At 39.1% G+C, this 26,365-nt stretch carries 24 protein-coding genes; 16 read left to right on the top strand and 8 right to left on the bottom strand.

The genetic code is table 11. From position 1 onward, the window contains the following. Together BMX11_RS24555 and BMX11_RS19490 are read left to right on the top strand one after the other, a co-directional pair. On the top strand, positions 1–377 hold a 377-nt coding region (locus BMX11_RS24555; RefSeq protein WP_217643879.1), incomplete at its 5' end, for a hypothetical protein. Between the two features lie 199 nt (positions 378–576). Continuing rightward, positions 577–1,554 carry a helix-turn-helix transcriptional regulator gene (locus BMX11_RS19490; RefSeq protein ID WP_090887617.1) on the top strand — a complete coding sequence of 326 codons (978 nt, stop codon included), beginning with the start codon at positions 577–579 and terminating at the stop codon, positions 1,552–1,554. A gap of 31 nt (positions 1,555–1,585) precedes the next feature. Here BMX11_RS19490 and BMX11_RS19495 read toward each other — a convergent pair whose 3' ends face one another. From BMX11_RS19495 to BMX11_RS19515, 5 genes are all read right to left on the bottom strand, one after another. Next, entirely contained in the window at positions 1,586–2,146 is a 561-nt protein-coding gene (locus tag BMX11_RS19495; RefSeq protein ID WP_217643880.1) for a GNAT family N-acetyltransferase, read from the bottom strand. 323 nt (positions 2,147–2,469) lie between these two features. Further along, positions 2,470–2,802, bottom strand: a complete 333-nt coding sequence (locus BMX11_RS19500) for a transcriptional repressor (protein ID WP_090887623.1) — start codon at positions 2,800–2,802, stop codon at positions 2,470–2,472. Between the two features lie 10 nt (positions 2,803–2,812). Beyond that, positions 2,813–3,709, bottom strand: a complete 897-nt coding sequence (locus BMX11_RS19505) for a heme ABC transporter ATP-binding protein (protein ID WP_090887626.1) — start codon at positions 3,707–3,709, stop codon at positions 2,813–2,815. 10 nt (positions 3,710–3,719) lie between these two features. After that, the gene (locus BMX11_RS19510; RefSeq protein ID WP_090887629.1) at positions 3,720–4,757 is read right to left on the bottom strand and encodes a FecCD family ABC transporter permease; all 1,038 of its coding nucleotides are present in this window, start codon (positions 4,755–4,757) and stop codon (positions 3,720–3,722) included. A gap of 1 nt (position 4,758) precedes the next feature. After that, positions 4,759–5,598 (bottom strand): heme/hemin ABC transporter substrate-binding protein, encoded by an 840-nt coding sequence (locus BMX11_RS19515; protein ID WP_090887632.1) that lies wholly within the window; start codon positions 5,596–5,598, stop codon positions 4,759–4,761. A 367-nt stretch (positions 5,599–5,965) separates the two neighbouring features. On the opposite strand from BMX11_RS19515, the gene BMX11_RS19520 reads away from it, so the two are divergent. The 14 genes from BMX11_RS19520 to ppsA all read left to right on the top strand — a co-directional run bounded on the left by BMX11_RS19520 (position 5,966) and on the right by ppsA (position 23,841). Next, on the top strand, positions 5,966–6,697 hold the full coding sequence (locus tag BMX11_RS19520) for an HmuY family protein (RefSeq protein ID WP_090887635.1): 732 nt from the start codon (positions 5,966–5,968) through the stop codon (positions 6,695–6,697). A gap of 16 nt (positions 6,698–6,713) precedes the next feature. Continuing rightward, complete coding sequence (locus BMX11_RS19525; RefSeq protein ID WP_175474623.1) at positions 6,714–7,493, top strand: HmuY family protein; 780 nt, start codon at positions 6,714–6,716, stop codon at positions 7,491–7,493. A gap of 258 nt (positions 7,494–7,751) precedes the next feature. Then, positions 7,752–8,690, top strand: a complete 939-nt coding sequence (locus BMX11_RS19530; protein WP_090887641.1) for a hypothetical protein — start codon at positions 7,752–7,754, stop codon at positions 8,688–8,690. A gap of 48 nt (positions 8,691–8,738) precedes the next feature. Further along, positions 8,739–9,359 carry a hypothetical protein gene (locus tag BMX11_RS19535; RefSeq protein WP_090887644.1) on the top strand — a complete coding sequence of 207 codons (621 nt, stop codon included), beginning with the start codon at positions 8,739–8,741 and terminating at the stop codon, positions 9,357–9,359. A 233-nt stretch (positions 9,360–9,592) separates the two neighbouring features. Next, positions 9,593–10,600: a hypothetical protein gene (locus tag BMX11_RS19540; RefSeq protein ID WP_090887648.1), complete on the top strand. Its 1,008-nt coding sequence runs from the start codon at positions 9,593–9,595 to the stop codon at positions 10,598–10,600. Positions 10,601–10,624: 24 nt separating this feature from the next. Then, complete coding sequence (locus BMX11_RS19545; RefSeq protein ID WP_090887651.1) at positions 10,625–11,902, top strand: S41 family peptidase; 1,278 nt, start codon at positions 10,625–10,627, stop codon at positions 11,900–11,902. 50 nt (positions 11,903–11,952) lie between these two features. Next, the gene (locus tag BMX11_RS19550) at positions 11,953–14,313 is read left to right on the top strand and encodes a TonB-dependent receptor (protein WP_090887654.1); all 2,361 of its coding nucleotides are present in this window, start codon (positions 11,953–11,955) and stop codon (positions 14,311–14,313) included. A 29-nt stretch (positions 14,314–14,342) separates the two neighbouring features. Beyond that, complete coding sequence (locus BMX11_RS19555; protein ID WP_090887657.1) at positions 14,343–14,906, top strand: biliverdin-producing heme oxygenase; 564 nt, start codon at positions 14,343–14,345, stop codon at positions 14,904–14,906. Positions 14,907–15,372: 466 nt separating this feature from the next. Further along, a complete protein-coding gene (locus tag BMX11_RS19560; RefSeq protein WP_217643881.1) occupies positions 15,373–16,812 on the top strand; it encodes a glycosyl hydrolase family 28 protein in 1,440 nt (479 codons plus the stop codon). Positions 16,813–17,552: 740 nt separating this feature from the next. Then, entirely contained in the window at positions 17,553–19,649 is a 2,097-nt protein-coding gene (locus tag BMX11_RS19565) for an FUSC family protein (protein ID WP_090887663.1), read from the top strand. A 68-nt stretch (positions 19,650–19,717) separates the two neighbouring features. Then, the gene (locus tag BMX11_RS19570) at positions 19,718–20,047 is read left to right on the top strand and encodes an ArsR/SmtB family transcription factor (RefSeq protein ID WP_090887666.1); all 330 of its coding nucleotides are present in this window, start codon (positions 19,718–19,720) and stop codon (positions 20,045–20,047) included. Between the two features lie 40 nt (positions 20,048–20,087). Further along, positions 20,088–20,657 (top strand): DUF6428 family protein, encoded by a 570-nt coding sequence (locus tag BMX11_RS19575; protein WP_090887669.1) that lies wholly within the window; start codon positions 20,088–20,090, stop codon positions 20,655–20,657. A 3-nt stretch (positions 20,658–20,660) separates the two neighbouring features. Further along, the gene (locus BMX11_RS19580; protein WP_090887736.1) at positions 20,661–21,080 is read left to right on the top strand and encodes an arsenate reductase ArsC; all 420 of its coding nucleotides are present in this window, start codon (positions 20,661–20,663) and stop codon (positions 21,078–21,080) included. 325 nt (positions 21,081–21,405) lie between these two features. Next, the gene (gene ppsA, locus BMX11_RS19585; RefSeq protein WP_090887671.1) at positions 21,406–23,841 is read left to right on the top strand and encodes a phosphoenolpyruvate synthase; all 2,436 of its coding nucleotides are present in this window, start codon (positions 21,406–21,408) and stop codon (positions 23,839–23,841) included. A gap of 140 nt (positions 23,842–23,981) precedes the next feature. Here the strand turns inward: ppsA and BMX11_RS19590 are convergent, their stop codons facing one another. The 3 genes from BMX11_RS19590 to BMX11_RS19600 form a co-directional block, all read right to left on the bottom strand. Then, a complete protein-coding gene (locus tag BMX11_RS19590) occupies positions 23,982–24,206 on the bottom strand; it encodes a DUF3606 domain-containing protein (protein ID WP_090887674.1) in 225 nt (74 codons plus the stop codon). A gap of 760 nt (positions 24,207–24,966) precedes the next feature. Continuing rightward, entirely contained in the window at positions 24,967–25,401 is a 435-nt protein-coding gene (locus tag BMX11_RS19595) for a hypothetical protein (RefSeq protein ID WP_090887677.1), read from the bottom strand. A 104-nt stretch (positions 25,402–25,505) separates the two neighbouring features. Beyond that, positions 25,506–26,177 carry a hypothetical protein gene (locus BMX11_RS19600; RefSeq protein ID WP_090887680.1) on the bottom strand — a complete coding sequence of 224 codons (672 nt, stop codon included), beginning with the start codon at positions 26,175–26,177 and terminating at the stop codon, positions 25,506–25,508. Positions 26,178–26,365 lie beyond the last annotated feature (188 nt).

Here is a 26,365-nt window from a genome sequence, read left to right on the forward strand (position 1 = left end):
AGGCTTCTGAAAGCGATCTGGCCATCTTCAAGGAAAACTGGTCATCAATTGAGTCAAAGTCCTTTTTTGGGGATAAGATCTATCGAGACGAACCTTTTTTTAGTTGGCTATACAAAGAAAAAGCATCAGTAATGTTCACTCCAATAAGAGAGACACAGGGGAAAGCCGATTGTCTGAAGAATATGGATCGTGCTCACAAAGACCTCTTTTCCAAAGCAGTGTCTACCATAAGACAGCCAATAGAATCCTTCTTCAATTGGATAAATGAAAAAACTCAGATACAAAATGCAAGCAAGGTAAGATCAACAAGGGGACTACTCGTACATATATTCGGAAAGTTGACAGCCTGCTTCCTAAAACCAATTTTTAACCCTTAATTCGCATTAGTACTTAGTCGTTAGTATTTAGTCTGCATGTATAGCTTTAGTCTTTCAGCTTTTAGCTCCTAGTCTCGATGCTTGATTCTAGCTACTTGATACTCGATACCAGATCCCAACAGAATTATTGTTATTTAGAATGAATATAAATAATTATGTTATATTTGTTGAACATCCATGATCAACATAATTAACCGCAATGATTGTAAAAGCTAAAATAGAGCATCATAAAGATTTTCTGTTTATGGAAGAAATTCCAGACACCTATGTCTCTGATCACCGATTAGCCGAAAAATCGATTACCATAAAAGACGCTCCCGTTGGGATTAAAAATTATCAGCTCTCTACGAATGGACTTTTCCTTGTTTATTCAGAAATGAAATTTGATGCTCCTGCAAGAATAATGACAGAGGTGCAAGGGGAGGCCATTACAAGTCAGTTTATATTCAGTAAAGGCACAACCACCACAACCAAAGAAAAGGCTGGTAAATTCGGAAGAAGCAGGCACAATATCAGATACATCCCCTCTACAAAAGAATCTTATGAAGTAAAGCCAGATGTAGAATTTGTTTACTTCTTGATTGTGCTCTCCAAAGATTATTACTTAAGGCTGGTTGATTTATATTCGCCGCTTCATGAGCAGTTTGTGCAGGAAATGGAAAAGGGTATCTCGACTTCTTTTGCAGAGCAGGATTTGTTTATGACACCCGAAATGCGCAGATCTATAGATGCTATTATGACTTGCAGGCAAAATGGAGAGCTCAAACGCTTATTTACTGATGCAAGAATAACCGAATTGATTATGTATCAACTCGAGCAGTTCAGTCAGCATATTCAGGGGGGTAAGGAAACGCTGCAAGACCGTGATATATCCAAACTGGAGGAAGCCAGAGCAATTTTAGAGCAGCAGTATATAGACCCTCCAACACATAAACAGCTTTCTAAAATGATCTTGCTTAATGAATTTAAGCTGAGAACAGGTTTTAAAAAGTATTTTGGCACTACCATTTACGATTTCGTTACCCGTTTACGCATGGAAGAAGCCAAAAGACTCATCCTGGAGGAAGGCAAAAATATGTATGAAGTAGGAATAAACGTAGGCTTTAAACATCAGGCCAGCTTTACCAATGCCTTCAAAAAATACTACGGTATTTTACCGAGTGATGTTAGGGTGTAATCTGAGGTAAAGAATCTTTTTCGAGCGATACTTACACTATTTTCTTAAAGGTATTTAAGTATGGAGTTAAATCCAAATACATTTGCCTTGTATCTTGATTGATATCTTTATCAGAGAGATATACGAAATTCATTTTCTCATAAAATCCTAGTGAAACTTTATAGGCATCCACAGTAATAAATTTACAGGCGGAAGTATCATTACAATGAATTGCGTAGTCCATAATCCATCCAATGAGTAGCTTTCCAAATCCTTTTTCCTCTTGGCAAACAGCCAATCTACCAATTTTAATTGCAGGAAAACTTTTTATATGACGTTTCTGACTAGGGAGCTGAGATAAAACAAATTTTCTTGCTTGATTCTTCGAAACAAACTTACTTTCATCCGCAAACCGGGTGTCATTAAAAACACTAATATAGGCTAATGTTTTACTTCTGTTTTCAATGATATGGGTTGTTGCTAAAAGCTTCTTTTGATAGTGTTTAGCTTCCTGGAATAGAAATTCGTTTAGATCTTTATCCTTAGATAAAAAAGGTTTTATTATAGTTTCTTCAGTTAAACGAAAAAAAACAACATCCTCTGCAAACTCCAACTGACTTATCTGGTTCTAAAGATTGATTTAAGTTTTGTTGCTTGTTCACGGATGTTAACCAAAGTCTCTTTACTAACCATTTTTGTACTGTTCTCTTTAATAGAGTTCAGAAAATTGGTGGCATCGTTACCTCTTAGAACTGGTGTTATTTTTATCGGTTTTGCCATGACTTATAGTGAGTTATAATACAAATATAAACATCTTAAATAACTCTGTCAACATACAACCTTGAATAGTTATATCAGGCACTATAAAAACTCTTTTGTTTTACATCCAGGTACTGGCATTCTGAAGCCTTATAGAATACTCCTTTTACAGGGGAATCACCTAATCCTATACAAAGTCAGTCGGTTTCCATCTATCCGGCTGATAGCCACGCCTGCTTCTTCCATTAATCGGAGATTAGTATACACGCAGCCGATACTTACATTAATATTTTCTTTTTTGAGCATCATCCACAAAGTTTCAGGATGGATAAAATCCTTCACTTCGAATAATCTGAGCGCGATAGATGTTCTTTTTTCTGAAGAAAGCATACGCCTGGAACGGCAATAAATCCTGATTTTATCGATAATCTCTTCTTTAATCAGTTCCGTATAATCGATAATAGAAATAGGAGCGGTAAAGGCAGTTAGCATAGGAGGATTGTTTTTCATAGGTAAAGGTTTAGGCTTGAACGGACAATAGGTTTATGGTTTCATTTTGATCGGTGGAAGAAGTTTTAAAATTGGTATGAGGTATTTGATGCTGAATAGATAAATTGGAGTTAAATTCTCCTGCATCTAGCCTGATTTCCTGTGGTACAATAATCGTTTTCAGGCTTCGCTGATCGGTATAGGCTTGCGCATGAATGCCGAAGGCTGTATACATATGCTGTGGTGTAAGCACTTCAGCCGGGGTACCGTCCCACCACTTTCTGCCGTCTTTGAGGATAATAATCCTACTGGCATATTGAGCGGCCAAATTCACTTCATGGAGCACCACAATAACCATGTAACCTTTTTTGGCTAAGGCAGCCGCAATGGCCAGTGTTTGGTGCTGAAACTGTAAATCCATGTTGTTTGTAGGCTCATCCAGCAGAAGTAGTGCTTCTTTATTGTTCCAAAGCTGGCACAGTACACGCGCAAGATGAACTCTTTGTTGCTCACCGCCAGAAAGACTTAGCATCGATCGCTCAGCGAGATCGGTTAATCCGCAAACTTCGAGTGTCTCTGTCAGGGCTACGAGATCCAGTTCTGGTGCTGAGGGATTTCCTACACCATATCTGCCCATCATTACCACTTCTTTCACTGTAAAAGCCATGCTTATTGGATTGTGTTGCTGCAGATAGGCTCTTTTCAGGGCTAAAGCTTTGCGTTTATAGTGTTGTAAATTTTCACCATGGAGGATTATGCGCCCGCTATCGGGCTTTTGTTCTCCTGATAAAACTTTCATCAGCGTAGACTTTCCTGCTCCGTTAGAACCCAGTAAGGCCACCATTTCGCCAGCCCTGATGCTAAAGGAAATATCCTTCAGCAGCGGTCTGTTGTTCAGTTTATAGCTAATAGATTCTACTCTGAGCATAAGGCAATTTTTAGTTAAGTGATTTCTTTTTGTCCCTGATCAGGATATATAAAAAAACTGGAGCCCCCATTAATGCGGTAACTACGCCAATTGGAAGTTCGATAGGCTGTACAATCATTCTGGAAACCATATCAGCGATACTCAATACCAACGCACCCATTAAGGCAGAAACAGGGATTACAAAGCGATGGTCTACACCACCCAATAACCTGGTCATATGCGGAATGAGTAAACCGATAAAACCAATGATACCAGATACAGATACTGAAGCACCTACTGCCATTGTGGATAATATAACCACCCATATTTTTATCCTGTTGGGATCGAGTCCCGTGAGGCTAACCTGGCTTTCGCCTATTGCAAAAAGATTTAAGCCCCTGGCCAGTAAGGGCAAGCCGATAAGAGGAATCAATACAAAAGGAAATAAACAGCTAACATTTTTCCAGGTTGCACCGCCTAAACTCCCCATCATCCAAAAGGTAATGCTGCGGAGTTTTTGTTCATCGGCCAGGTAAGTAACCAGGCCTGTTAAAGCACCAGCCAATGCATTTATGGCAATCCCGGTAAGGAGCATGGTAGAAACACTCGGTTGTCCATTGGTTTTAGAAAGCTGATATACCAGCATGGCAGTAATTCCGGCACCCGAAAAAGCACCAAAAGCCAAAAAATAATAACCTAATATTTCAGTTAAGCCACTAAACAAAAGCGCTTCAAAAGCGATGATTAATACCGCCATTAATGATGCTCCTGCAGAAATACCAATGAGGCTGGGTTCAGCAAGTGGGTTTCTGAAAATACCTTGTATGGCAGTGCCAGAAATGCCTAAAGCTGCTCCGACTAAAATACCCATTACCACTCTTGGAAGCCGGATAAAAAGTATAACCCCCTGGTTTACGGGTTCGGCAGTAGTATCAAAAAGCCCCATTGAATGAGCCAGCGTTTCAATTACTTCCCTAATCGTTATTGGCATTGCCCCCAGACTTAATGAAATGCAAATCGTTAACAGTAGACCTACAATTAGACAGCCATAGATAATAGTTCTTCTCATCTTATAAAATACGGCTGTTTAGGGTTTTAATGGCTTCAGGTAATCGGTTACTGAAATTGATCAGTAATGGCCCATTCATTTCAATAATTCTTTTGTTCCTTCCTGCGTTGGTGTAGCTTACGCCGGGCATATCCAGAAAAGCTTCTTTTCCACCCAAACTACTCAGTCCAAAATCGAACAGCAGAATGATATCGGGATTACTTTTAATTAAGGCCTCTGTAGTATAAGGCTTAAATTCGTTAAATTCCTGTATGGCATTTTTTCCTCCCGACAGCTTTATAATGGCATCTATGCTGCTTCCTTTACCGGCCACATTCATGGTGCCAACTCCTCTGGCATAGATAAAAAGTACTTTAGGAATTTTATTTCCTTTCTTCAGCTGGCTAAGGGTTAAGTGTATATTTCGTTCGGTTTTTTGAACCAACAATTCACCTTTGGCTTTATCTCCAATGGCGCTGGCAATTTGTCTGATAAATTTTAAGGCTCCCTGAACAGAATATTCTTGTTTTAAGCTTACCACCTTAATCCCCAGAGATTTAAATTGAAAGAGCGTTTCTCTAGAAAGATCTCCCTCTGGCGCTAAAATAAGATCCGGGCGGTAAGCGGTAATACTTTCAATGGATAATGATCGGTTCTTACTCACTTTGGGCAATCGGTTAACCTCTTCGGGAGATACACTGGTTACATCAGTAGCAACCATACTTCTACCATAACCCAATGCATGCACGGTTTCGCTAATAGAACTGCCCAGGGTAATAATCCGCTTGGCTTGAGCCAATACACGCTCTGAGTAGGACACCAGTAACAGAAAGGTAAACAATAAAAGAATTCTATTAATCATTATATAGGGTGATGTTGTTCAACAAAAAAAGCATTTAATTAATCTAAATACAAGTTTGTTTTAATCTCCCTGAAGCAGCTTTCATCTTCTGATAATCCATTTTTTTACCTTCTTTTATTTATTTAATTACTTGTTGTACAGTGTTTTGTGATTTTATAGTTTGCCGTTTTGGCTTGGGTTTTTTGTAATATTTTCCGCTGAAAAATACGCTTACAACAAAAGAAAATACGGATTGAACAAAATTAAATACGGATTGAACAAACCATTTCCGACGGTTAATATGGATGTTTGCAGTGTTCTTATTTAGAATGATTAAAAATAATACCCGTATCACTTAATGCACTCCAGAGTACCAACAAATCGTAAAATGAAATTGAATAAATTTTATCCTTCAGCACAAACCGGCAAAATCGCCTGCACAAGTTTACTCTTGTCGGTTCTTTTATTCGGTAGCTGTAAAAAAGAGGAACAAGACCCAAATGAAGCGCTTCAGGATGGGAAAAGCACCGTAATTACCGATTTAGCAGGTGATACCCAGGCTGCAATGGGAGGGGCTACACCAGGTAAGGAACAGCGGGCATTTTATACCTTCCTTTTCCGTTTTAAAGATCAGAAGCAAATTTGGATTCGCAACGCCGCAGATTCTGTACAGTGGTTAAAAACCAGCGATTGGGATATGGCCTTTACCGGTCCATACAATAGTGAAGTGTATGTAAACGATAAGGATTACGCTTACAATCCAGGCTATGAAGGCACAGCACAAAGTTCGGTTGTGATGCTGGAACAGGCCTACGATCTGGTTAACGAAGCCCCTTCAGATCAGCAGTTCAACAACAGTGAAATCACCAAGATTGGTTGGGCTTCATCAGCCGCATCAGCCGGTTGGTTTTTTTATAACCTGAATACACACATTATGCAAGCCATTCCAAACCGTACTTATGCCATTCGGCTGCCCGATGGTAAGTATGCTAAACTACAGCTTATAAATGCATATAAAGGAAATCCACCCAGCGTAACCGATCTCAATTGGCCTGCACCATATTATACTTTTAAATATTATGTACAGCAGGATGGAAGTAAGAACCTCAAAACAAAATAAACCAATGAATATTCAAATGAAGAAAGTTAACCGAGGCTTAAGAATGAAGTGCCTGTTTGCCTTTGTTGTGCTGGCTATAACTTTTACAGCCTGTAAGAAAGACGAAGTTTCTCCTGAACCGGTAAAGCCGGAAGAAACGGCTGGTACTGTGCCATATTATAAATTACAAAGGGTAGAAAACTTTGCCGCAACAACCGATAACAACACCACTACCGCTGCACCAACGGTTTATTTCAGTCTGGAAAACAAAGCCAGTGTAATAGCTGATTATGTAAAAACTACCCGTTGGGATGTTGCATTTGGCGGCCTGTTTAATAGTTTTCTGAGTGCCAATAATGGGAGCACTGCAACCAATCACGGAGTAGGCACCAGTGCAAAAGGAGGGATCTTGATTTTAGCTAAATCTTTTGATGAAGTAACCGAGATTCCGGCTGATGCCAGTTTCAAAACCACGCCCGATGTAATCGGTACCGATGATGCCGGAGATTACGGTGCAGGCATGGGTTGGTATCTGTATGATTTTAACGGTACCAAGGTTCGTGATGGTGCTTATGCCAATCAGCATGTAGCCTATGCATTAGGTGCCAATAGCTTAAGCCTAAAGAACGGAACAACCATTCCAGCCAGAACCATTGTGGTACGAACAGCCAAAGGGAATTATGCCAAAATTAAAATGATTAGTTGCTACAAAGATGCCTATACACTGACCAGCTGGAGCAGAGACACCCCACACATGTATTTCACTTTCGAATATGTATTGGTCCCCGCCGGTAGCAGCAAGTTTGAAATAAAGTAGTTCAGTTTTCAGTCGGAAGTTTTCAGTTGGCAGTTGGCAATTTTCAGTTAGACAATTGAACAATTAAGCAATTAAACAATTTCCAGTTAGCAGTTTTCAGTTGGCAGTTGGCAGTTGGCAGTTTTCAGTTAGACAATTGAACAATTAAGCAATTAAACAATTTCCAGTTAGCAGTTTTCAGTTAAACAATTAAACAATTAAACAATTTTCCAGTTAGCCAACTCACCAGTTAACCAATTCACCAATCAAAATAAAACAATGAAATCTATTGCAACACTCATATGCGCAGTCCTTATCCTTGCTTTTTCTGCCTGTAAAAAAACGATAGGCCTTGATCCTTTAGCTCAAAATCAAATTACCCAATATAAAGTGATTTCTGCTACCGATACTATTTTTGGTGCAATTGACCAGATAAAGAAAACCATTACGGTATACATTCCGGCATATAGTAAACTCAACATCATTGATCCGGAAATCAGTTTATCCACAGGCGCTAGGCTGCAATCGGCAATATTGCCCGTTAAGTTAACCGATGCGAATGTAAGTTATACAGTAGTTGCTGCAGACCAGAGCACCAATACGTATAAGCTTAATATTGTAGTGCTTCAGGAAAAACCGATGGTTGCTTCAGTATCATACAGTTATAAATTTGCACCAAACAATCCCATTAGCATTGGGGGGAATTTTTACACGACCAATGCGTCAGACATTACCGTAACCTTAGTAGATGATCAGGGGAAGGAAACTGAAGCACTTAAGCCAGATCCGGCTTATTTCGTAATTAGCGCTTCAGGATCGAATGTGGGGATCACTTCACTGATGATTCCAACAGTTATAGCGGAAGGGAACTATAAAGTGAAGGTTAAGGTGTTCAATGAAACGGCCTATTCAACTTCATATGCCTTAAAATATGTTCAACCCGATTTTGCATTTATTGGCCCAACGGTAAAGGCAGGGGGGACGTTTAAAATTGTGCCTAACGCCCGGACCATATTTTTGAACTTTACTTCCCTAAAAGGAATAATTAACGGGGTAACTTATGATTTTCCAATTGTTTCTTACACGCCAACAGAAGCCACTATCCAGTTACCAGCCAACCTTACTGCTCCACAGGTAAACACCCAAGTTCAGTTTATAGGCTCATTTACAGGCTGGGCAGATGCTAAAAAATCAGCCTTAATTACCATTACCGAATAATCCCTGGGTACTCAAAACCCATTTATATAAAACGATAGATAAAAACTTATGAAAAGAACTTTTAAATTTTTAGGCTGCCTGGCCCTTGCAGCGATGACCATTACCGCATGTAAAAAAGACACCGTTGGTACTTCAGAAAAATTAAGCTTAAATGCAACTACCGCTTCGGTAACTGTTGGTGCCTTAAATAACGCCGCATTTACCACACCACTTTCTGATAATCCAGGTTCTTCTGGTAACTGGGGAACCACTTACTTCGATTTAGATGATAACAGCACAGTAACCAGTTCAGTTCCACATCAGGCAATCTTTAATGGTGCATGGGATGGTGTAATCAATCCAGCTTCCGGATATACCTTAGCTTATAAAGATTTCAGCACGCCTACAGCTATCACATTGTCAAATATTGCACTTTCAGATTTAACAAGTGTTACTGCTACAGTTAGTTCATTAGGCTATAACACTCCAGGACCAGGATGGTATACTTACGATTTGGCTAGCCATACCAATGCTGCGGTACCTAACCGTTATGTCGTAATTTATTCAGGTAGCATCAGCAACCCTACAGAATTGTATGTTGCCCAGTTAACCACTATTGGCTATACAGCAGACGGATCGACTGGTAAATTCTTTGGAAATGTATCTTTCCAGTACAAAAAACTTAAATAATAATGCTTTGGGGAATTAAAACGGGAGATAACCTCGAAATTACACTCCCGTTTCTAAAGACCTTCAAGCCCGATTAAACAAGCTCAGGGATTATTAACCAGTAATAACCGGAGACAAAAGTATTAAAATATTTTGTTTTCGGTTATTTCTACACCAAACATCAATTACCGCTTTTATTTTTTCAGCATTAAAAATGGTATTTCTTTACCAACCAACACAAAAACCAGATCAAAATGAAGAATAATTATTTATTTGCCGGCCGCACAATAGCCCTGCTTATGCTATTCATGTCGCTTCTTGTTTTTCAAGCCTGCAAAAAAGAATATACTGATTATCCTTACAATACCATCGAGAATTTTAATATAACCACTACAGATGGCTCAAAAATTGAAGCCAGTATTGTAGGTCAAGATATAATCGTTTACTGGCCACCCTTCCAGGATGTTCCGGCAAGCATTACCCCAAATATTATTGTTTCTGAAAGGGCAAGTATTTCTCCGGCCTCCGGTACAGCAGTTCCTTTTAAAACCGGTAAAGCCTATCAGGTAACTGCCGAAGATGGGAGCATTAAAAAATACCAAATTAAAGCCATCGTTAATCAGCCCGATTTAGGAACATTTAACGTAGTTAATGAAACAAGTGTGGTAAATGATGCAACATTAATCAGATACGGGACTTCAATTTTACTAAATTCTAAAGGATATATTTACACTGATACCGCTAAAACCCATTTGTACATGGTTACGAATGATGGCAAGCAAACGCAGTTGAAAGTCGAGATCACTTCCAATAATGGAGAGACGTTGATTAAGGCTGTAGATCCACTTATCGAAGAAAAATGGCCGGCGAGTACGAAATTCAAGCTCAAACTGGTTTCAGGGTATAGAACGGCAACCAGTACAGAAACCTACACTGTAGCTCCTTTGGCGCCAGTAATGAGTGCAGCCTTTTTTACCGCCAAAACAGTGAAGAGGGGTGATAGTTTTACTATTACGGGTGTGGTGGATGCGAGTTACTTTACCTCAGCCGGCCTTTCCACTGCCTTTGCAGGCACTTATTATCCACTAATCATTTCTGCTAAAACGGGTAATTCCATTACGTTTACCATTCCGGCAGACTTTCCTTTGGGTACCTACTTTTACTTTAATTATAGCTTCAATAGTGGCCCGTATCACAACGCAGCGATAGATCAGGTTGCACTGATTACCTCTTCAAGCCGAAGAATTACCATTACAGAATAGATTTCGATCTGAAAGGCTGGAAAAATGAAAAGCATATTTAATCCGATAATATACGTTACCCTCTCTCTGTTCATTCTGTTGGGGGCAGTTGCTTGCAAAAAAACAATTGCCCCAATAGATGAGGAAATAGTTTCGCCTATAACGGGTACGCGTACGCAGTTCACTTTAGATTCTATTTTCCTTTATGCCAGGCAGATTTATCTTTGGAATGATGCCTTGCCAACCTATGCAGAATTTAACCCAAGAAATAGATATTCGGGCATTAACCCAGAGTTAACGGCATTTAAACAGGAACTTTTGGATATTTCACAGATCAAAATAAACCCTGTATCGCAGTCGGCTTATGAACTACCGGTTTATCCGGGAAGTCCAAAATATTCTTACCTGCAGGCTGGACGCAGCACTGGAGGCCATATTGCCGATGTTGGCAGTACAAATGCATCAGCGATAGTAAAAAGCAGTATAATAAGTAGTAATGGAAAAAATATCGGATACATTGCGCTAAGCTCCTTTCCAAAATTATCCACTTTTAAGGAGGCAATAGATGTTTGTTTCGCTGCTCTATCAGCTGGTAATCCCAGCTATTTAGTTCTTGATCTGCGGGATAATGGTGGTGGTTATACAGAAACAGCAGAGTATTTTGCAAATCAGATTGCTTCGAGTGCCTTAAATGGTAAAGTGATGTATAGCGAGCAGTTTAATGCCCAAATGCAGGCTGGACGGTCAACGATTTTAAAGTATCAGCCCTATTTAGATAACGCTGGTAAAATGGTGGTTTATAACGGGCGTATGGCCACCATGGCCGATGTGGATTACACCGAAAAGGGCAATACCTATTACTTTAATAAAAAAGGAACTTTAGAACGTGTGGAAAAGGTTTATTTTATTGTCTCCGGGAAAACAGCATCAGCAAGTGAAATGCTCATTAGCTGTTTAAAACCCTATTTTGAGGTTAAACTCATTGGAGAGAAAACTTATGGGAAGCCCCTTGGTTTCTTCGGGATCAATATCGATCAGTACAGCGTATTTTTAAGCAGCTTCCTCATCCGTAATGCCGCAGGCTGGTCTGATTATTTCACAGGCATGGCTCCTGATATCGCAATAAAAACGGAAAGTAATCCCGATTTGGGTAACCCTGAAGAACCTTGCCTTAAAGCGGCAATTGCGCTATTAAATGGAAGCAGTCCGAGCACTAAATTATCGGTAACAAAGCTTCAACAAACTAATCCATCCTTTACCCGGGCTATAGATACACCAATGCCAATAGGGGCGATTGAGCGAAGATTAAAGCTGAAAAATTAAACCGATTAAATAAAGAACATATCACCGATGGATGGAATGAGGAATAGATCATGTTAAAATATTTATCAATAATTATATTGTTAACTGTGGTAAACACAGCAAAGGGACAGGAATTCGGCAGCGTTAAGGGTACTGTGACTGATAGCTTGGGTAAGGGCCTTTCAGGCGCTACCGTACGTTTATCTCCTGATGAACATGTAACCGAAACTGATGCTGAAGGAAATTTCTTCTTTAAAAAAGTTTATACAGGCAATTATTCGATTGAGATTACGATGGTTGGAAAAATTCCGCATCATTCAAAATTGAAGGTTATTGCGGGGAACAATCCCAGGCTAGTGATCAAATTAAAGTCTGATCAGCATCATTTGGAAGAGGTGTCTGTGGCAGGAACTTATCATACTCCAGATAATCTATTAAAAGTAGAACGCAGTGCGATGCCGGTAAAGGTAATCACCCGTAAAACGATCGATTTAATGGGAAGCCGGCGATTAGATGAAGTACTGAAAGAGCAAACTGGAATTGCTATTGTTAATAATATTGGTGGAGGTGCCCGATCTGTTGGTGTGCAAATGCAAGGGTTTGGAAGCGAGTATGTTATGGTGTTAATTGATGGTCAGCCTATGGTGGGGCGTAATAGTGGAAACTTTGATCTCTCCAGGATCAGTGTTTCTAATATTGAGCGAATCGAGATCATTAAAGGGGCTTCTTCCTGTTTGTTTGGAAGCGAGGCCCTTGGGGGAGCGATTAATATCATCACCCGATATGGGGCATTGCAAGCGCAGGGTTCGGCAGCGGTTCAATATGGAAGTCTTAACATCGCCGACATTACCTTAGAAGGCGAGACACCTTTCCATGCACAACGCGGATCGGCCAATATCTCGGCTAACTATTACCGTACTGATGGTTTTAACACCAATCCAAAATATATTCAGCTGGGCACAACGGCACCGCCTTATGACAATTATGCTTTACAGGGAAGAGCCCGTTATCGCTTAAGTCCAAATAGTACCCTAGGGCTGAGTGGAAGATATGGCTTGCGCAAATCATTTATGTCTAAAGATTTCGGTTTGGGGATTGTTTCGGCCGATAGCCAGGATGAACGCGACCTTAACTTATCGGCAAGTTTCGATCATTATTTTAGTTCGGGATGGAGGAGCATGAGCCGTTATTACTTCACTAACTTTAAAACTGATCAGCAAGTAGACTGGCAGCAGCAAAATACAAACATTACACAGGATGTTTTTACCCAACAACTTCATCGCTTTGAACAGCAGTTTGCTTATGGCTTTAGTGATGCCCTGAAATTTACTGGTGGCTTGGGTGCAAGTATCGAAAATATGAATGATATCTCCCTAACTCAGCCCGGATCAATTAACAGTGGGTTTGCCTATCTACAGGGCGACTGGCAACTGAGTAAACAGCTTGGGCTCGTTGGCGGGCTCCGTTATGATGTAACCAATTCTTATGGAAGTAAACTGAATCCAAGTCTCGGTTTACAGTTTCGGATTTTTCCCACGCTGATTTTTAAAGCAGGAGCAGGCACAGGGTTTAAGGCACCTGATTTTAAAACCAGATACCTTGTCTTTTACAATCCGACTGCAAATTATCTGGTTATTGGAAATGAGGTGTTGCGGCAAACCCTCAATCAGTTGCAAAGTCAGGGACAGATTAGTGAAATCAGGCAATACTTACTTAATCAATTGGATCAAAACCTGGCCGCAGAGCGAAGTACCTCTTTAAATTTAGGGCTTGAATGGAAACCCAAAGAAAATATTAAAATTGAAGCAGGTGTTTTTCACCACAGCCTAAGAAATCAAATCAACAGCATTCAGATAGCTACTGGAAGTGGTAACCGAAATATTTTTACCTATCAAAATCTTCCGAAGGCCGTAAATAAAGGGGTAGATGTATCCCTGACTTACACCCCGATAAAGGATTTAGAAATTGGTGGAGGATACCAGTATTTAATTGCGAAGGACTTGAGCGTAATAGACAGCATTAAGCAGGGAAACTGGCCCTACAACCAAAATATTCATGATCCCGCAACAGGTAATTCTTATGCGCCTAAACCATCAGATTATTGGGGGATAGAAAATAGATCCCGTCATATGCTTAATGTAAAGGCATTTTATCAGTATCGGCCCTGGGGTACCAGTTTAAACCTCAGGCTGAATTACCGTGGTCAATATCCTTTTGGCGATCGCAATGGAAATCAGTTTATCGATCGCTATGATACTTTCGTAAAAGGCTTTTTTCTATTGAATGCAGCCTTAGAGAAAAAGCTCATTAAGCAACATTTAAGCATTCGGCTTACTGCCGATAATATTTTAGATTATACCGATAGATTAATTCCCGGACAACCTGGACGGGTATTTCTGGTAGGCATAACCTATCGGATTTATAAAGATTAAATTTTGAACATTAAAAATCGATACAAAACATGTTAAGTAGCAGTATTAAAGAGGCAACTAAAGCCGAACACCAGAATTTAGAGAAAAAAGTAGTGCAAAAATTAAAGTCTATTCGCAGAAATAGCGATTACGCCGACCTTTTAAAGCATTTCTATGCCTATTTTAGCCATATTGAAGAAATAATTAAACCATTTATTGTGGCTGATGTGCTTCCAGATTATCCACAAAGAAGAAATTCTAGTTATATCAAGGCCGATATCATTGCTTTAGGTGCCGATATTAACGATTTACCAGCTACTACCGTTCCAGCAATTAACAATACTATCGAAGCCTTGGGCGCGCTATACGTATTAGAAGGATCGATAATGGGTGGAAGTATTATTGTTAAGATGCTCGAAAAAGGAGGGATCACTGAGGGCGTTTCCTTCTTTTCAGGCTATGGCGAAGCAACAGGGATGATGTGGGGAAACTTTGTCTCCGTACTCAACCAAAATGCAACAAACGAACAACAGGAGGGGGAAGCTATTCGCGCAGCGAATGATACTTTTAGGCACTTCGGAGAGGTGTTTGAAAGTGAAAAAGTAGCTGGGTAAGCAAGTGGATGTTGAAGGGAATATTTAAGATGTAAAAGGGAGGTAGGAAAGATGGCTTGACTTTCGCTCTAATCATACCTCTTTTGAAATCGTCATTGCGGGGCAGAGCCGAAGAGCTTATTTTGGGAATGTATTTTTAGTACTTCAGAAAAAGATTGCTTCAACTCGCGCATGCCAGTTTCGCAATGACGATTTTGTTTGGGTTTTTGATATTCCCGAGAGACAAACTCGCTTAGAACATAGACTTAGTACTACGGACTTCAGACTATGGACTTAAGCACAGTATACCGCAGGACAGTTAATCTCACAATCCCTTTATATTTGAAGCAGATATTGTTGATACATCATCATTATCTGCTAACCAAATTTAAATCGAATGATACACTTCCGGTCTTTAATACTGTTTCTTTTTGTTTTTTTACAAGTACAAGAGGTTTTGGCTAGTCTAAAGCATAAATTCAATTTAATGATTGCTCCCGGAACATTGGATTCAAAAAGCGTAACGCTGTTGTGGGATAAATCTTCAGAAAAAAATCCGATTTACCAACTCTCCGTTAATGGTAAGCAGCTGGAAACTACCAATAAAACCAATTATAGTTTTGAGCAGCTGAAGCCTAATACCTGGTACACGATAAAGGTTACCACCAAACTGAATGTGGGTGGATCAAGCGAATTGAATACTATCCGTTTCAAAACAAGGGCTGAAGGAAAGATTTACAATATTTTAGATTATGGAGCTAAAGCGGATAGCCAGATAAACAATACTAAGGCTATTCAGAGGACTATAGATGCTTGTCAGTCAGGTGGTACAGTGTACATTCCTAAAGGAACATTTCTTTCTGGCGCACTTTATTTGAAAAGTAATATGACGCTCTATATCGAAACAGGCGGCGTGCTAAAAGGAACAACGGCTGTTGAAGATTATTTACCCATGATCTTAAACCGTTTTGAGGGCTGGGAAATGGAAACCTATGCCAGCTTAATTAATGCCGGAACCCTCAACAGAAATGGAACTTATAACGTAAAAAACTTAAAAATTACCGGTGGTGGAACCATTATGGGAGGAGGAAGGAAATTAGGGGAGGCGATGACTAAAACCAGTGGAATAAGGAGTCGTGGCCGCCTAATCTGTTTAATGAATTGTCAGGATGTAAGTTTATCGAAACTAACAATTACTGAACCTCCATGCTGGACCATTCATTACATTTATAGCGATAATATAAGTTGTCATGATTTAAACATCATCACTAAAAACATCAGAAACGGCGATGGTATAGATCCGGATTCTTCTACTGATTCTTATATTTTTAATTGCACTTTCGATACGGGAGATGATTGTATTGCTATCAAATCGGGTAAAAACCCCGAAGGATTTTTTGTAGCTAAGCCTACCAGAAATGTACAAATTACCCACTGCGATTTCAAACGTGGTCATGGAATTTCCATTGGAAGCGAAATGTCTGGTGGAGTGACTGAGGTTTTGGTTCAAGATTGTAAGGCCGGTAACCTGCTTCATGGAATGCAGATTAAAGCTACTAAAGACAGAGGTGGTTACGTGCGAAATGTGCGTGTTATCGATTGCCAGTTGCTTCAAATTACCGTGTTTTCTGCTGTAAACTATAACAATGATGGAGAGGCTGCACCAGAGATTCCGACATTTGAAAATTTTATGTTTAAGAATATAGATATGACGATGGCTTCACCTGTCGGATACGCAATAGATATTAATGGTTTCAAAGATCCTGCACATCGGCTAAAAAATGTGAACTTTACCAATATTGTTCTTCCAGCAGATGCGAAGGTATCAGTAAAAGAGGCTGAAAAGGTTAAATTTACTGATGTGAAAACCACTGCAGGATTAAAGCCTGAGTACCTGTTAAGCAATAGTAGCGAGCTAGTTTATTGATTCTTTTGATTAACTTTTAATCCATTATTCATATTAACCACGGAGAACACCAAGTTTTTCACAGAGAAAAAGAGCGGTTTGGGGTTAAGCCTCATAACACGTAACCCACAACCTATAACACTTCTTAACCGCAAAGCACGCCAAGTTAAGCCACAGAGCACACAAAGCCGGGCTTATTTTTCTTACATGGCTTATATGGTTCAAAATAAGTTGGGTGATTTAGGGACTAGAGGGGTTAGGGCGATCAAACTCACACCTATAATACACAATCGAAAATCTAACTCCCCTACTTTTTAAGGAGGGGGTGTGCGAGGCGGTGCATAGGCGGGGTGGTTGTTTTCAGTGGAACTGGTTCGTGCGCCACGAACCAGGGAGGACTTGGTCACCTCACACTTTAGCCAAAACTTATAACAAAAAAAGGGCAACCCGAAGAATTGCCCTTTCTTAATCTAAATCGTCCCGTTGATTTAATCTGGAATAAAGTTAACATATTACCTTTTAAGTTGTATTATTAAGTAGTCTTTTTAATGATATTTGTCAACACTTTTCGTTAATTCATTTTAAGTTAATCGATTAAGTACTAGTGAGAAAGAAATTCCTTATGATGGGAAATAACCTGCTGCGCTATAGTTGTACAGAAAGGTCGGGTATTACAAACTATTTTTTTTATCACCAGCAGACAAGATATAAAATCAAACAGCTTACCTTTGCGGCCTGAACTAACCAGGTATTTGCGTTAAATGATTCATAAAAAAACAATAAGTGCCAGTATTACCTATTTCTTTTTAGGAGAGTATTTTTCTGATGCAGTTCGAAATACCATTACTGTAGTTTTACCGATATTTATTTTCTTCTACTTAGGGAATGTAGAAGCAGCTACGGGTATTGGGGTAGGTGCACTTTTAATTAGTTTGACCGATCTACCTGATAATAAGCTGAATAAGCTGAAGACAGCCATCTACAGCATTCTTATTTTTTTTCTGACCACCTTATTTGTATCACTTTCCTTAAGCCACGCCCTTCTACTGGCCTCATTGGTAACCATTTTGGCATTTGTTTTTTCTATGTCGGCTGTTTATGGGAGTAAAGTTGGCCTGATTGGTACAATGGCGCTCATTGTGAGCACATTTGTAATGGGCCTGCACCCGGTAAATCCAGTTCATTTCAGTTTATATTTATTGTTAGGAGGGATTTGGTATTACCTGATCAGTATGTTACAAGTACTGATTCGGCCATATCGATCCTTGCATCATGCCATTTTTGAATGTCTAATGAGCAGTGCTGCTTTCCTCAGATCGAAGGCTAAAAACTATGATCTGAATATTCCTTTTGATCCTGAACAAAAAGAAGCGATTAAGCTGCACATTAAAGTGAATCAAAAGCACGAACTCATCCGTAATTTGCTGTTAACGGATAAATTGGCCATGCGACCAGAGAATAAAAAGGGACAGGTACTGCTGGGGCGCGCCTTACTTTTAATTGATTTACATGGACAGTTAAATGCAGTGCATTTTGATTACGCCTTTGTGCGTAAAGCTTTAGCCGATCATCCCAGCTTGCAGCTGATTTCCCGGTTAATTGAGATTCTTGCCGACGATTTAGAAGCTTTGGGTAAGCATGTGCGCGCGGTAAAACCATTTGCAGGAAAAGTAGCAGGAGTAGAAGATTATGATCAAATCAGGCAGCTGTTAACCATCGAAGAACTGAATCAAAGTGGAATCCCCAAAGAAGTAATTTTGAAAATTGGTGCCAATATGGATGCTATTGCTCAGAATATAGAAATGATCAGGCAAAACCAGGTACCTCAACAACGAAAAGCAGAAACTTTTGATCCGGAAATTGTTTATCCGATTTTTGTTACCGGCGATCAATTCTCCATCAGAGAACACCTTTCTCTGAAATCGCCAATTTTTAGGTTCGCCCTTCGCTTAAGCATATCCTTTATTATTGGTTTTTTGGTGATATGGCAGATTGAACCCAATAAATATAGCTACTGGTTGTTTCTAACCCTTGTAATTGTAGCAAGACCCAAATTTTCGCTTACCTGGAAGAGAAATCAACAACGTTTGCAAGGGAGCATTGTTGGTGCTGCTATTGGTTTAACCCTGATTTATTTTATTAAAAGTCCGGCAGTGCTTATTTCTTTATCAATTATTTTTTTGTTGGGATTTTATGCCTTTAACCGCCTCAATTATGCCATCAGTGTATTGTTTATTACACCAGCCGTAATTCTGACTTTAGGTAGTTATCACGGCCATTTCGATCACATTATTCACGATCGAATCATCTACACGGCTATCGGATGTTTAATTTCGATTGTGGCTACTTATATCTTTCCAGTATGGGATAGTCGCCAGTTGGCTAATAAATTGACAAACGCTGCCAACGATACGCTCGATTTTTTATTGATGGCACTTTCATTGAAGGGGAATAATACTGAAACCGCAAAGCGTATGGTGAGAAAAAATGCCAATATGAGCTTTGCGCAATTATCTGAAGCAATTGATTCGGCGAAATTAGAACCCATGACGAAACGCCTTCATTTTAAGTCGCTATACGGCATGCAAATTACACTCTATCGGATTAATGCCATCATTACTTCAATATATTTATCTGGTCAGCATACAGCGCAAATTGCAGCAGATAAACAGCAGGTTGATGAGATTATGATGAATCTAAGCTGTGATCGTGTTTTGAAAGAGGTGCTGCAAAGATTTTATCACGATCAAGAATATCACTATTTACAGCAAACAGATAATTTAAGTCACAAAATAAGGCATGTAGGTGTTTTGGCTCAACGCTTTCATCAGTTTTACCTCGACTTTCAAAGATTATAGCCCGTCTTGAATAATATTTTGCGAATGATTTGGAATGCTTAAAATACAATCGTAATATTGCGATATATATGGGGCTCACTAAGACAGAAATTTTTACAGAAGAGCAAAACCGCCTGGCCGGATTACTCAAGGCAATGGCACATCCGGCACGCATCGCAATTTTGCAGCAAATTATTGCAGCAAAGTCCTGCATTTGTGGCGATCTGGTTGAAGAATTAGGCTTGGCGCAGGCAACTATTTCCCAGCACCTTAAAGAACTGAAAAATGCAGAAATTATTCAGGGAACTATTGAAGGTGTAAGGGTTTGTTATTGTATTAATCCAGAAACCTGGAAATTATTAGAGAAACAATTCGGCGCTTTTATGGGGGCATACAAAGCTGAAACAAACTGTTGTTAAGCTTTTTTTATCATTGAATCAATCGTTAAATTGCAATATTATGATTAATAATTCTTTTACCAATTGGCAGACATTCAGGGCTGCCCTGGAGCAACATCCTCATTTGACTTTACAATTTGAGTATGCGGAAGGGAAGTACGTAGATGCTTCGTATCACATAACCGAAATTAAGCAAGCGCCGATAGTATCGGTTGATTGCGGCGGAAAAATGAACAGCTGGACAGAAATTATTGTACAGCTCTGGGAACCGAGTGTGCAGGAAACTGAGCGCGCTATGCCAGTGAGTAAGGCATTATCTATTATTGACTTAGTAGAAAAAACGCTCCCCTTAAATCCTCATGGTACAGTTAAGATAGAGTTCGGCAATTCATCGTTTGATACCAGACAAATGTATCCGGGAGCATTTAATGTTAGTGGAGAAAATTTCATTGTAAACCTCATTCCTGATGCTACACAATGTAAGGCGATTAGCAGGGGGCAAAGCTGCGGTACAGATGCCAAAGGAGAAGAATGTTGCGCTCCAAGCATTGCTGTAGAAAAGCCGAAGGTGACTTTGAAGAACTTATCAATCTCTACAGAAAGTTGTACCCCAGGATCTGGTTGTTGCTAAATGATGAAAAAGAAAATATTAGTTTTATGTACCGGAAACAGTTGTCGAAGCCAGTTAGCTGAAGGTTATTTGAAATTTTTCTGCGGCGATAGAGCCGAAGTGTACAGCGCAGGGATAGAAACACACGGTGTTAATCCGAAAGCAATAGAGGTGATGAAACAAGATGGTATAGATATCTCATCACATACCTCTAATCATATTGACGAATATAAACACATTAATTTCGATTATCTGATCACGGTTTGTGATCATGCACAGGAGAATTGTCCGTTTTTCCCAAGCCAGGCCATTAAGTTACACCATAATTTTCCCGATCCGGCAAAGGCCACAGGTACTGAAGAAGAGGTGTGGCAGCAATTTTTGTTAGTGCGGAATCTCATTAAGTCCTATACTGAGCATTTTGTCATTGAGAATTTGAAATAAAACAATTCATAACCTGGGTTTAGCCCAGGTTATTTGGTGTAATTCCTAAATCCTTTTATCCCGCCATAATAGCAGTTTGTTATTTTTATTTGCTTAGTTTATAGCGAGTTGTGTGTTTTTCTTGCTTGCCAAAAAAGCTCAATTCATTGATGATAATCCTCATCAATTGTTCAAATCTGAACTGTTTCTTTGTTAATATTTTTTAACAAATTATATGTGATTTATAAGTCATCCCTTAAAAATCATAATCCCATAATGTCGCAGGTTTTTCTGTTAAAAGAATAATCAATGTTTGCCATTGGAAACTAATCAAATTATAATATATATGAGAAATAATCAATGGATTATGAATCTATCTGATGTTGGGCTTTCAGATATCGCAATTGTGGGAGGTAAAAATGCATCACTAGGGGAGATGCTGCAAAATTTAGGCAAATATGATGTCAAGGTTCCTTCAGGCTTTATCATTACAGTGGCTGCATACGAAGATTTTATTCATTACAATCAGCTGCAACAAAAGATAGATAATATCATAACAGAAACTGATGTGGATGATATTGTGCAGCTTCAAAGGTGTGGACGGGAAATCAGGCAACTCATTAGTTCTGCCGTTTTCCCAGATGCGCTTGATACGCAAATCACAGCGGCATACCAGGATCTTTCCAACTTATATAATCAAGAAAATGTGGATGTGGCAGTGCGCTCTTCGGCTACTGCAGAAGATCTGCCGGATGCTTCATTTGCCGGACAACAAGATACTTATTTGAATATTAGCGGGAAAGAGAGTATCCTTTTGGCTACGCGGAATTGTTTTGCCTCATTATTTACAGACCGGGCAATCAGCTATAGGAAAAGTTTTGGTTTTGATTCCTTCCAAATAGGAATTTCAGTTTGTATTCAGAAAATGGTAAGATCAGATGTGGGTGCGTCAGGTGTTGCTTTTTCGATAGATACAGAAAGTGGTTTTAAAGATGTTGTAGTAATCAATGGTGCATTTGGTTTAGGTGAAACAGTTGTGCAGGGAATGGTGAGCCCAGATGAGTTTGCCGTTTTTAAACCTTTGTTAAAGCAAGGATTTAATGCAATTGTAGATCGGAAGCTTGGAAGGAAGGACAAAAAAATGATTTACGCCGATAATAGTATTGACCGCGTGAAAATTGTTCCTACTTCAGAAAATGAACTTAGCGGTTTTTGCCTTACCGAAAAAAATGTGCTGCAGCTGGCCAAATGGATTTGTGATATTGAAGATCACTATTCACGTATAAAGGGACATTGGTGTCCAATGGATGTAGAATGGGCATTAGACGGAATCAGTAATGAGCTTTTTATCGTACAGGCCAGACCCGAAACTATTCACTCCAGAAGGTTGGATACAAAAATCGTTACATATGATATTTCTGATGTGAGGAGGCAGGAACGGATCATAGTGAAAGGGATTGCAGTTGGGGATAACATAGCGCAGGGTAGGGTTCACCTCATAGCCGATAAGCACAAGGAAGAAATGCACAAACTTAATTTTCTGCCTGGCGATATCCTGGTTACGGATATGACTGATCCAGACTGGGAACCGCTGATGAAAAAAGCTGCTGCAATTGTGACTAATAAGGGAGGGAGAACCTGTCATGCTGCGATTGTGGCACGAGAACTAGGAATTCCGGCTATTGTAGGCTGTATAAACGCTACTGAGTTGCTGAGCGATGGAGATATAGTTACCGCATCTTGTGCTGAAGGCGACGTAGGCTTTATTTATACTGGGGCGGTTGCTTATACCAAAACTGAGCATGATTTACTTGAACTAAGTGAAACAGAAACGCCCATTATGCTTAATGTAGCCTCACCAGATATGGCTTATCGCCTTGCGGGATATCCTAATAGTGGAGTTGGATTAGCAAGAGAAGAGTTCATCATCAACAATTATATCAAAGTCCACCCCATGGCTCTCTTAAAATATAAAGTATTACAGGATGAGAAATTGACTTCAGATATTGAAAAGATAATCTACGGTTACCCTGACGGCGAAAGCTATTTTGTGCATAAGTTATCCTACGGAATATCAAGGATTGCATCGGCTTTCTACCCTAAAAAGGTGATTGTTAGATTTTCAGATTTTAAAACCAATGAATACCATAATTTATTGGGCGGTAGCCGGTTCGAGCCTAATGAAGAAAACCCTATGATTGGTTGGAGAGGCGCTTCCAGATACTATTCAGACCAATATAAAGAAGCCTTTGCAATGGAATGTAAGGCCATAAATAAGGTTCGAAACGAAATTGGTTTAAACAATGTTGTGGTTATGATTCCTTTCTGCCGCACGGTAACTGAGCTTCTGAAAGTTTATGATGTGATGAAAACAAATGGCTTAGAAAGAGGGAAGGATGGATTAGAAGTTTATCTGATGGCTGAAATCCCGTCTAACATTATCATGGCAGATGAATTTTGTGATCATATAGATGGCTTCTCCATCGGATCCAATGATCTGACGCAATTGGTACTTGGCCTGGATCGTGATTCTGCTTTGGTGTCTTATTTATATAACGAGAGAGATGCTGCTGTTAAAAGAGCGATAACAACACTGATTAGCACCGCTAAAGCAAAAGGAGTTAAAGTCGGTATTTGCGGACAAGGCCCTTCAGATTATCCTGATTTCGCCAGATTTTTAGTTGAAGAAGGTATTGATACAATTTCTGTGACTCCCGATGCATTTTTTAAAACTAATCTTGTAATTCAGCAAGCCGAACAACAATTAAAACATATCAGCTAATGAAATAATTTTTCAATTTTAACGCAATACTCTATGAGGGTAGCATGTAGATACATGTTATCCTTTTTTTATTTTCATGAAAAATTTTGCTGTTATCAGCATGAGCTGGGACAGATTCTCAGTTTAGGTTGAGTTTATGACTACCCAAATAAATGCGCACGATCTGCTGCCCAGAGTTTACGGGTTCGGGCGCTATCCTGTATGTAAGCTTGAACTTCCTCTGCTTCCATGCTTTGGCATGCCCTAATAGCAGATTTAAGTCCTTCAATTGTGGTGCCTAATCGGGCAGCCCAGTAGTGTTGTGCTTTTTCATCGGTTAAGTCGATAATCGATTTTTTGTTCGGGAGTGAAGGGAAATTATTCATGGTTTATAAGTTGGTTAAAATGTCATAACAATAACAGCCTTAAAAAAGTTTTGTGAGGAACATTTTTGTGTCGTTTTTTATTTAATACTTGTAAAACCAACATAAAAGTATTTTGTTTGTGCTATAATCTCTTCATGTTTGAGCGCATGTTGAGGTTTAGATATGGGCTGGCCAGTATGGCCAGCCTTTTTTTTGTTTGCTTCATATTTTACCAAAAAACTAATGATTTGAATATCAGTGTTTATCAATTGAAATTTGCAATCCAGCTACAAAAGGGGACTTTAATTTTAAAAAATTGATACCTATTGCCAATTGAATCGATAGAAATAAAAAATGAGTTATATTGGAGATGTGGGGGGGTGGATGGTAACAATGCAGTGACGATTATTTTTTTAACAAATGCCAGATTTCATATACTTTTGGAAGTCTATGGAAATATGCCAAATGCAAAATAGACTGAACTCAGTCTGCATTTATGGAATAGATGAAATATGGTGCGATGCTTTTCAATCCATTTTTCATTTTACATGCTTAGAGCGGTAAAGGTTAAGGGGGTTTCGTGTAAAAAACTTCAGGGTTGATGTAAAAAAATATCCGGGTTCATGTAAACTTCGCACTTTTGTATCAGTCATTCAGACAGGCTTAACAGGCCTTAAAAATATTTAAAATCATATATCAAACGCCGGGTTCCGTAAAACCAATCCTTCAACTGATATATGATTTTTTTTATGTCTTTATTTTTGAGAAAATTTGAATAATCTCAAAAACTCCATTCATCAACAGGTTCTAGCGGCGTTAGCTCCTGAAAGGGATCCGGAATTTCTTTAGTATATTCAGTTCCATAAACATCTTCAAATAGCACTATTTTATCATCAGAGTGGTTAAATTGGCTACTGTCTACCTTATCCAGTTTTTTGTACCCAACCAGGTCTTTCCAAGGCTCCAGTTTAATTTTGCAGGTTTGAGGTGTAGATACTTTTTCCCATTTACCCTTAAATGTTTTAGGTACCTTACCCTTTTGTTGATAGTAATATAAGTAGCTATTGTCTGATTTTAAAATAATATAGTTTATGTCTTGTTTTTTGTAATGATTAACATATTTTCCGGTAAAGTAATAGCTATTTCTACAAGGATTTTCCTCGCAAGAGCCTAAAGCAAGCGTGCACAGTAATAATAACGTGAAATTGGTTTTCATGGTAGTGAAATTATAAGCGATTAGATTTTGTTCATTGTTTTTATTTTTGCGTTAATAATTGGAAGCCTTTTATACTAAATATGAGCGCTTAAATCATCTAGGTGCTAACTGTCATCTATGGCTTTCTCTAAGTCAATAATTTCTGTCCAATAGCCAATACCCGTACTGCCAGCTCCTTTGGGGTCTATACAGAAAAAGTTGGGAATAATTTCATGCACTTTTCTCTCATTAACCTCTTCTAATAAATAAGTGAGACATTCTAAAAGCTTAGAGAAGGAGGAAAATATCACCTCACTTAAACCATATAAATCTGATCCATTTCCTTCATAAATGCGTATGGGGTATTCTTGATCTGCAACTGCTGTTCTCGTATCAAATACCAATAACCTGTTTGGGTAGTTATCATAGGCAAAGGGGCAAAGCTCCAGGTTGGTTAACTGTGTTGAAATTTCATGGCTTAATAGGAAACTAATTTCCTGTAGGGGCCGATTAGGCAACGAGCATGGAAGTTTTATAATTTTGCAATCTTGACCAAAGAAGTAATATCGTTGATGCCAGGATATAAAACTTTTCGGCAATGTGACTTTAAATTCCCGCTGTAATTTTTCGTAGGCAATCGCTTTCAATGTGCCCTTGATCGGTTTCCAATTATAATACCCATCCACATCGACAGTAGAATTCATCATGCTTTTTGGAGTGATTCCTTCCTGATAAAGTGCAATAAATAAATTCTTTTTGAAAAACTGATTGAAGAAATTTTCAATTACCCTATTCATAAAGCAGCTGCCTGACTACGCTCTGAGAATATTGTTGGATAGTTTGGTATGCAGCTTAGGCTGAGCTTTGTATTAGTCAAACTTATCCTTTCAGCAGTTTGTACTATAGATTTCAATAACAACAGGCAGGTCGCTTGTTTACTTGTGGTCGGCATTAATTCTTTCATCATTTTAGTAATATTTTAAGT

The sequence above is a fragment of the Pedobacter rhizosphaerae genome (assembly GCF_900111155.1).
GTDB lineage: Bacteria > Bacteroidota > Bacteroidia > Sphingobacteriales > Sphingobacteriaceae > Pedobacter > Pedobacter rhizosphaerae.

What these genes read in the sequence shown, in the direction of transcription:
- BMX11_RS19555 (WP_090887657.1), top strand. Translation starts at nt 14,343, where the DNA reads ATGTTAAGTAGCAGTATTAAAGAGGCAACTAAAGCCGAACACCAGAAT.
- BMX11_RS19545 (WP_090887651.1), top strand. Translation starts at nt 10,625, where the DNA reads ATGAAAAGCATATTTAATCCGATAATATACGTTACCCTCTCTCTGTTC.
- BMX11_RS19550 (WP_090887654.1), top strand. Translation starts at nt 11,953, where the DNA reads ATGTTAAAATATTTATCAATAATTATATTGTTAACTGTGGTAAACACA.
- BMX11_RS19540 (WP_090887648.1), top strand. Translation starts at nt 9,593, where the DNA reads ATGAAGAATAATTATTTATTTGCCGGCCGCACAATAGCCCTGCTTATG.
- BMX11_RS19525 (WP_175474623.1), top strand. Translation starts at nt 6,714, where the DNA reads ATGAAGAAAGTTAACCGAGGCTTAAGAATGAAGTGCCTGTTTGCCTTT.
- BMX11_RS19575 (WP_090887669.1), top strand. Translation starts at nt 20,088, where the DNA reads ATGATTAATAATTCTTTTACCAATTGGCAGACATTCAGGGCTGCCCTG.
- BMX11_RS19600 (WP_090887680.1), bottom strand. Translation starts at nt 26,177, where the DNA reads ATGAATAGGGTAATTGAAAATTTCTTCAATCAGTTTTTCAAAAAGAAT.
- BMX11_RS19580 (WP_090887736.1), top strand. Translation starts at nt 20,661, where the DNA reads ATGAAAAAGAAAATATTAGTTTTATGTACCGGAAACAGTTGTCGAAGC.
- BMX11_RS19535 (WP_090887644.1), top strand. Translation starts at nt 8,739, where the DNA reads ATGAAAAGAACTTTTAAATTTTTAGGCTGCCTGGCCCTTGCAGCGATG.
- BMX11_RS19490 (WP_090887617.1), top strand. Translation starts at nt 577, where the DNA reads ATGATTGTAAAAGCTAAAATAGAGCATCATAAAGATTTTCTGTTTATG.
- BMX11_RS19590 (WP_090887674.1), bottom strand. Translation starts at nt 24,206, where the DNA reads ATGAATAATTTCCCTTCACTCCCGAACAAAAAATCGATTATCGACTTA.
- BMX11_RS19595 (WP_090887677.1), bottom strand. Translation starts at nt 25,401, where the DNA reads ATGAAAACCAATTTCACGTTATTATTACTGTGCACGCTTGCTTTAGGC.
- BMX11_RS19505 (WP_090887626.1), bottom strand. Translation starts at nt 3,709, where the DNA reads ATGCTCAGAGTAGAATCTATTAGCTATAAACTGAACAACAGACCGCTG.
- BMX11_RS19520 (WP_090887635.1), top strand. Translation starts at nt 5,966, where the DNA reads ATGAAATTGAATAAATTTTATCCTTCAGCACAAACCGGCAAAATCGCC.
- BMX11_RS19500 (WP_090887623.1), bottom strand. Translation starts at nt 2,802, where the DNA reads ATGAAAAACAATCCTCCTATGCTAACTGCCTTTACCGCTCCTATTTCT.
- BMX11_RS19565 (WP_090887663.1), top strand. Translation starts at nt 17,553, where the DNA reads ATGATTCATAAAAAAACAATAAGTGCCAGTATTACCTATTTCTTTTTA.
- ppsA (WP_090887671.1), top strand. Translation starts at nt 21,406, where the DNA reads ATGAGAAATAATCAATGGATTATGAATCTATCTGATGTTGGGCTTTCA.
- BMX11_RS19515 (WP_090887632.1), bottom strand. Translation starts at nt 5,598, where the DNA reads ATGATTAATAGAATTCTTTTATTGTTTACCTTTCTGTTACTGGTGTCC.
- BMX11_RS19510 (WP_090887629.1), bottom strand. Translation starts at nt 4,757, where the DNA reads ATGAGAAGAACTATTATCTATGGCTGTCTAATTGTAGGTCTACTGTTA.
- BMX11_RS19530 (WP_090887641.1), top strand. Translation starts at nt 7,752, where the DNA reads ATGAAATCTATTGCAACACTCATATGCGCAGTCCTTATCCTTGCTTTT.
- BMX11_RS19560 (WP_217643881.1), top strand. Translation starts at nt 15,373, where the DNA reads ATGATTGCTCCCGGAACATTGGATTCAAAAAGCGTAACGCTGTTGTGG.
- BMX11_RS19570 (WP_090887666.1), top strand. Translation starts at nt 19,718, where the DNA reads ATGGGGCTCACTAAGACAGAAATTTTTACAGAAGAGCAAAACCGCCTG.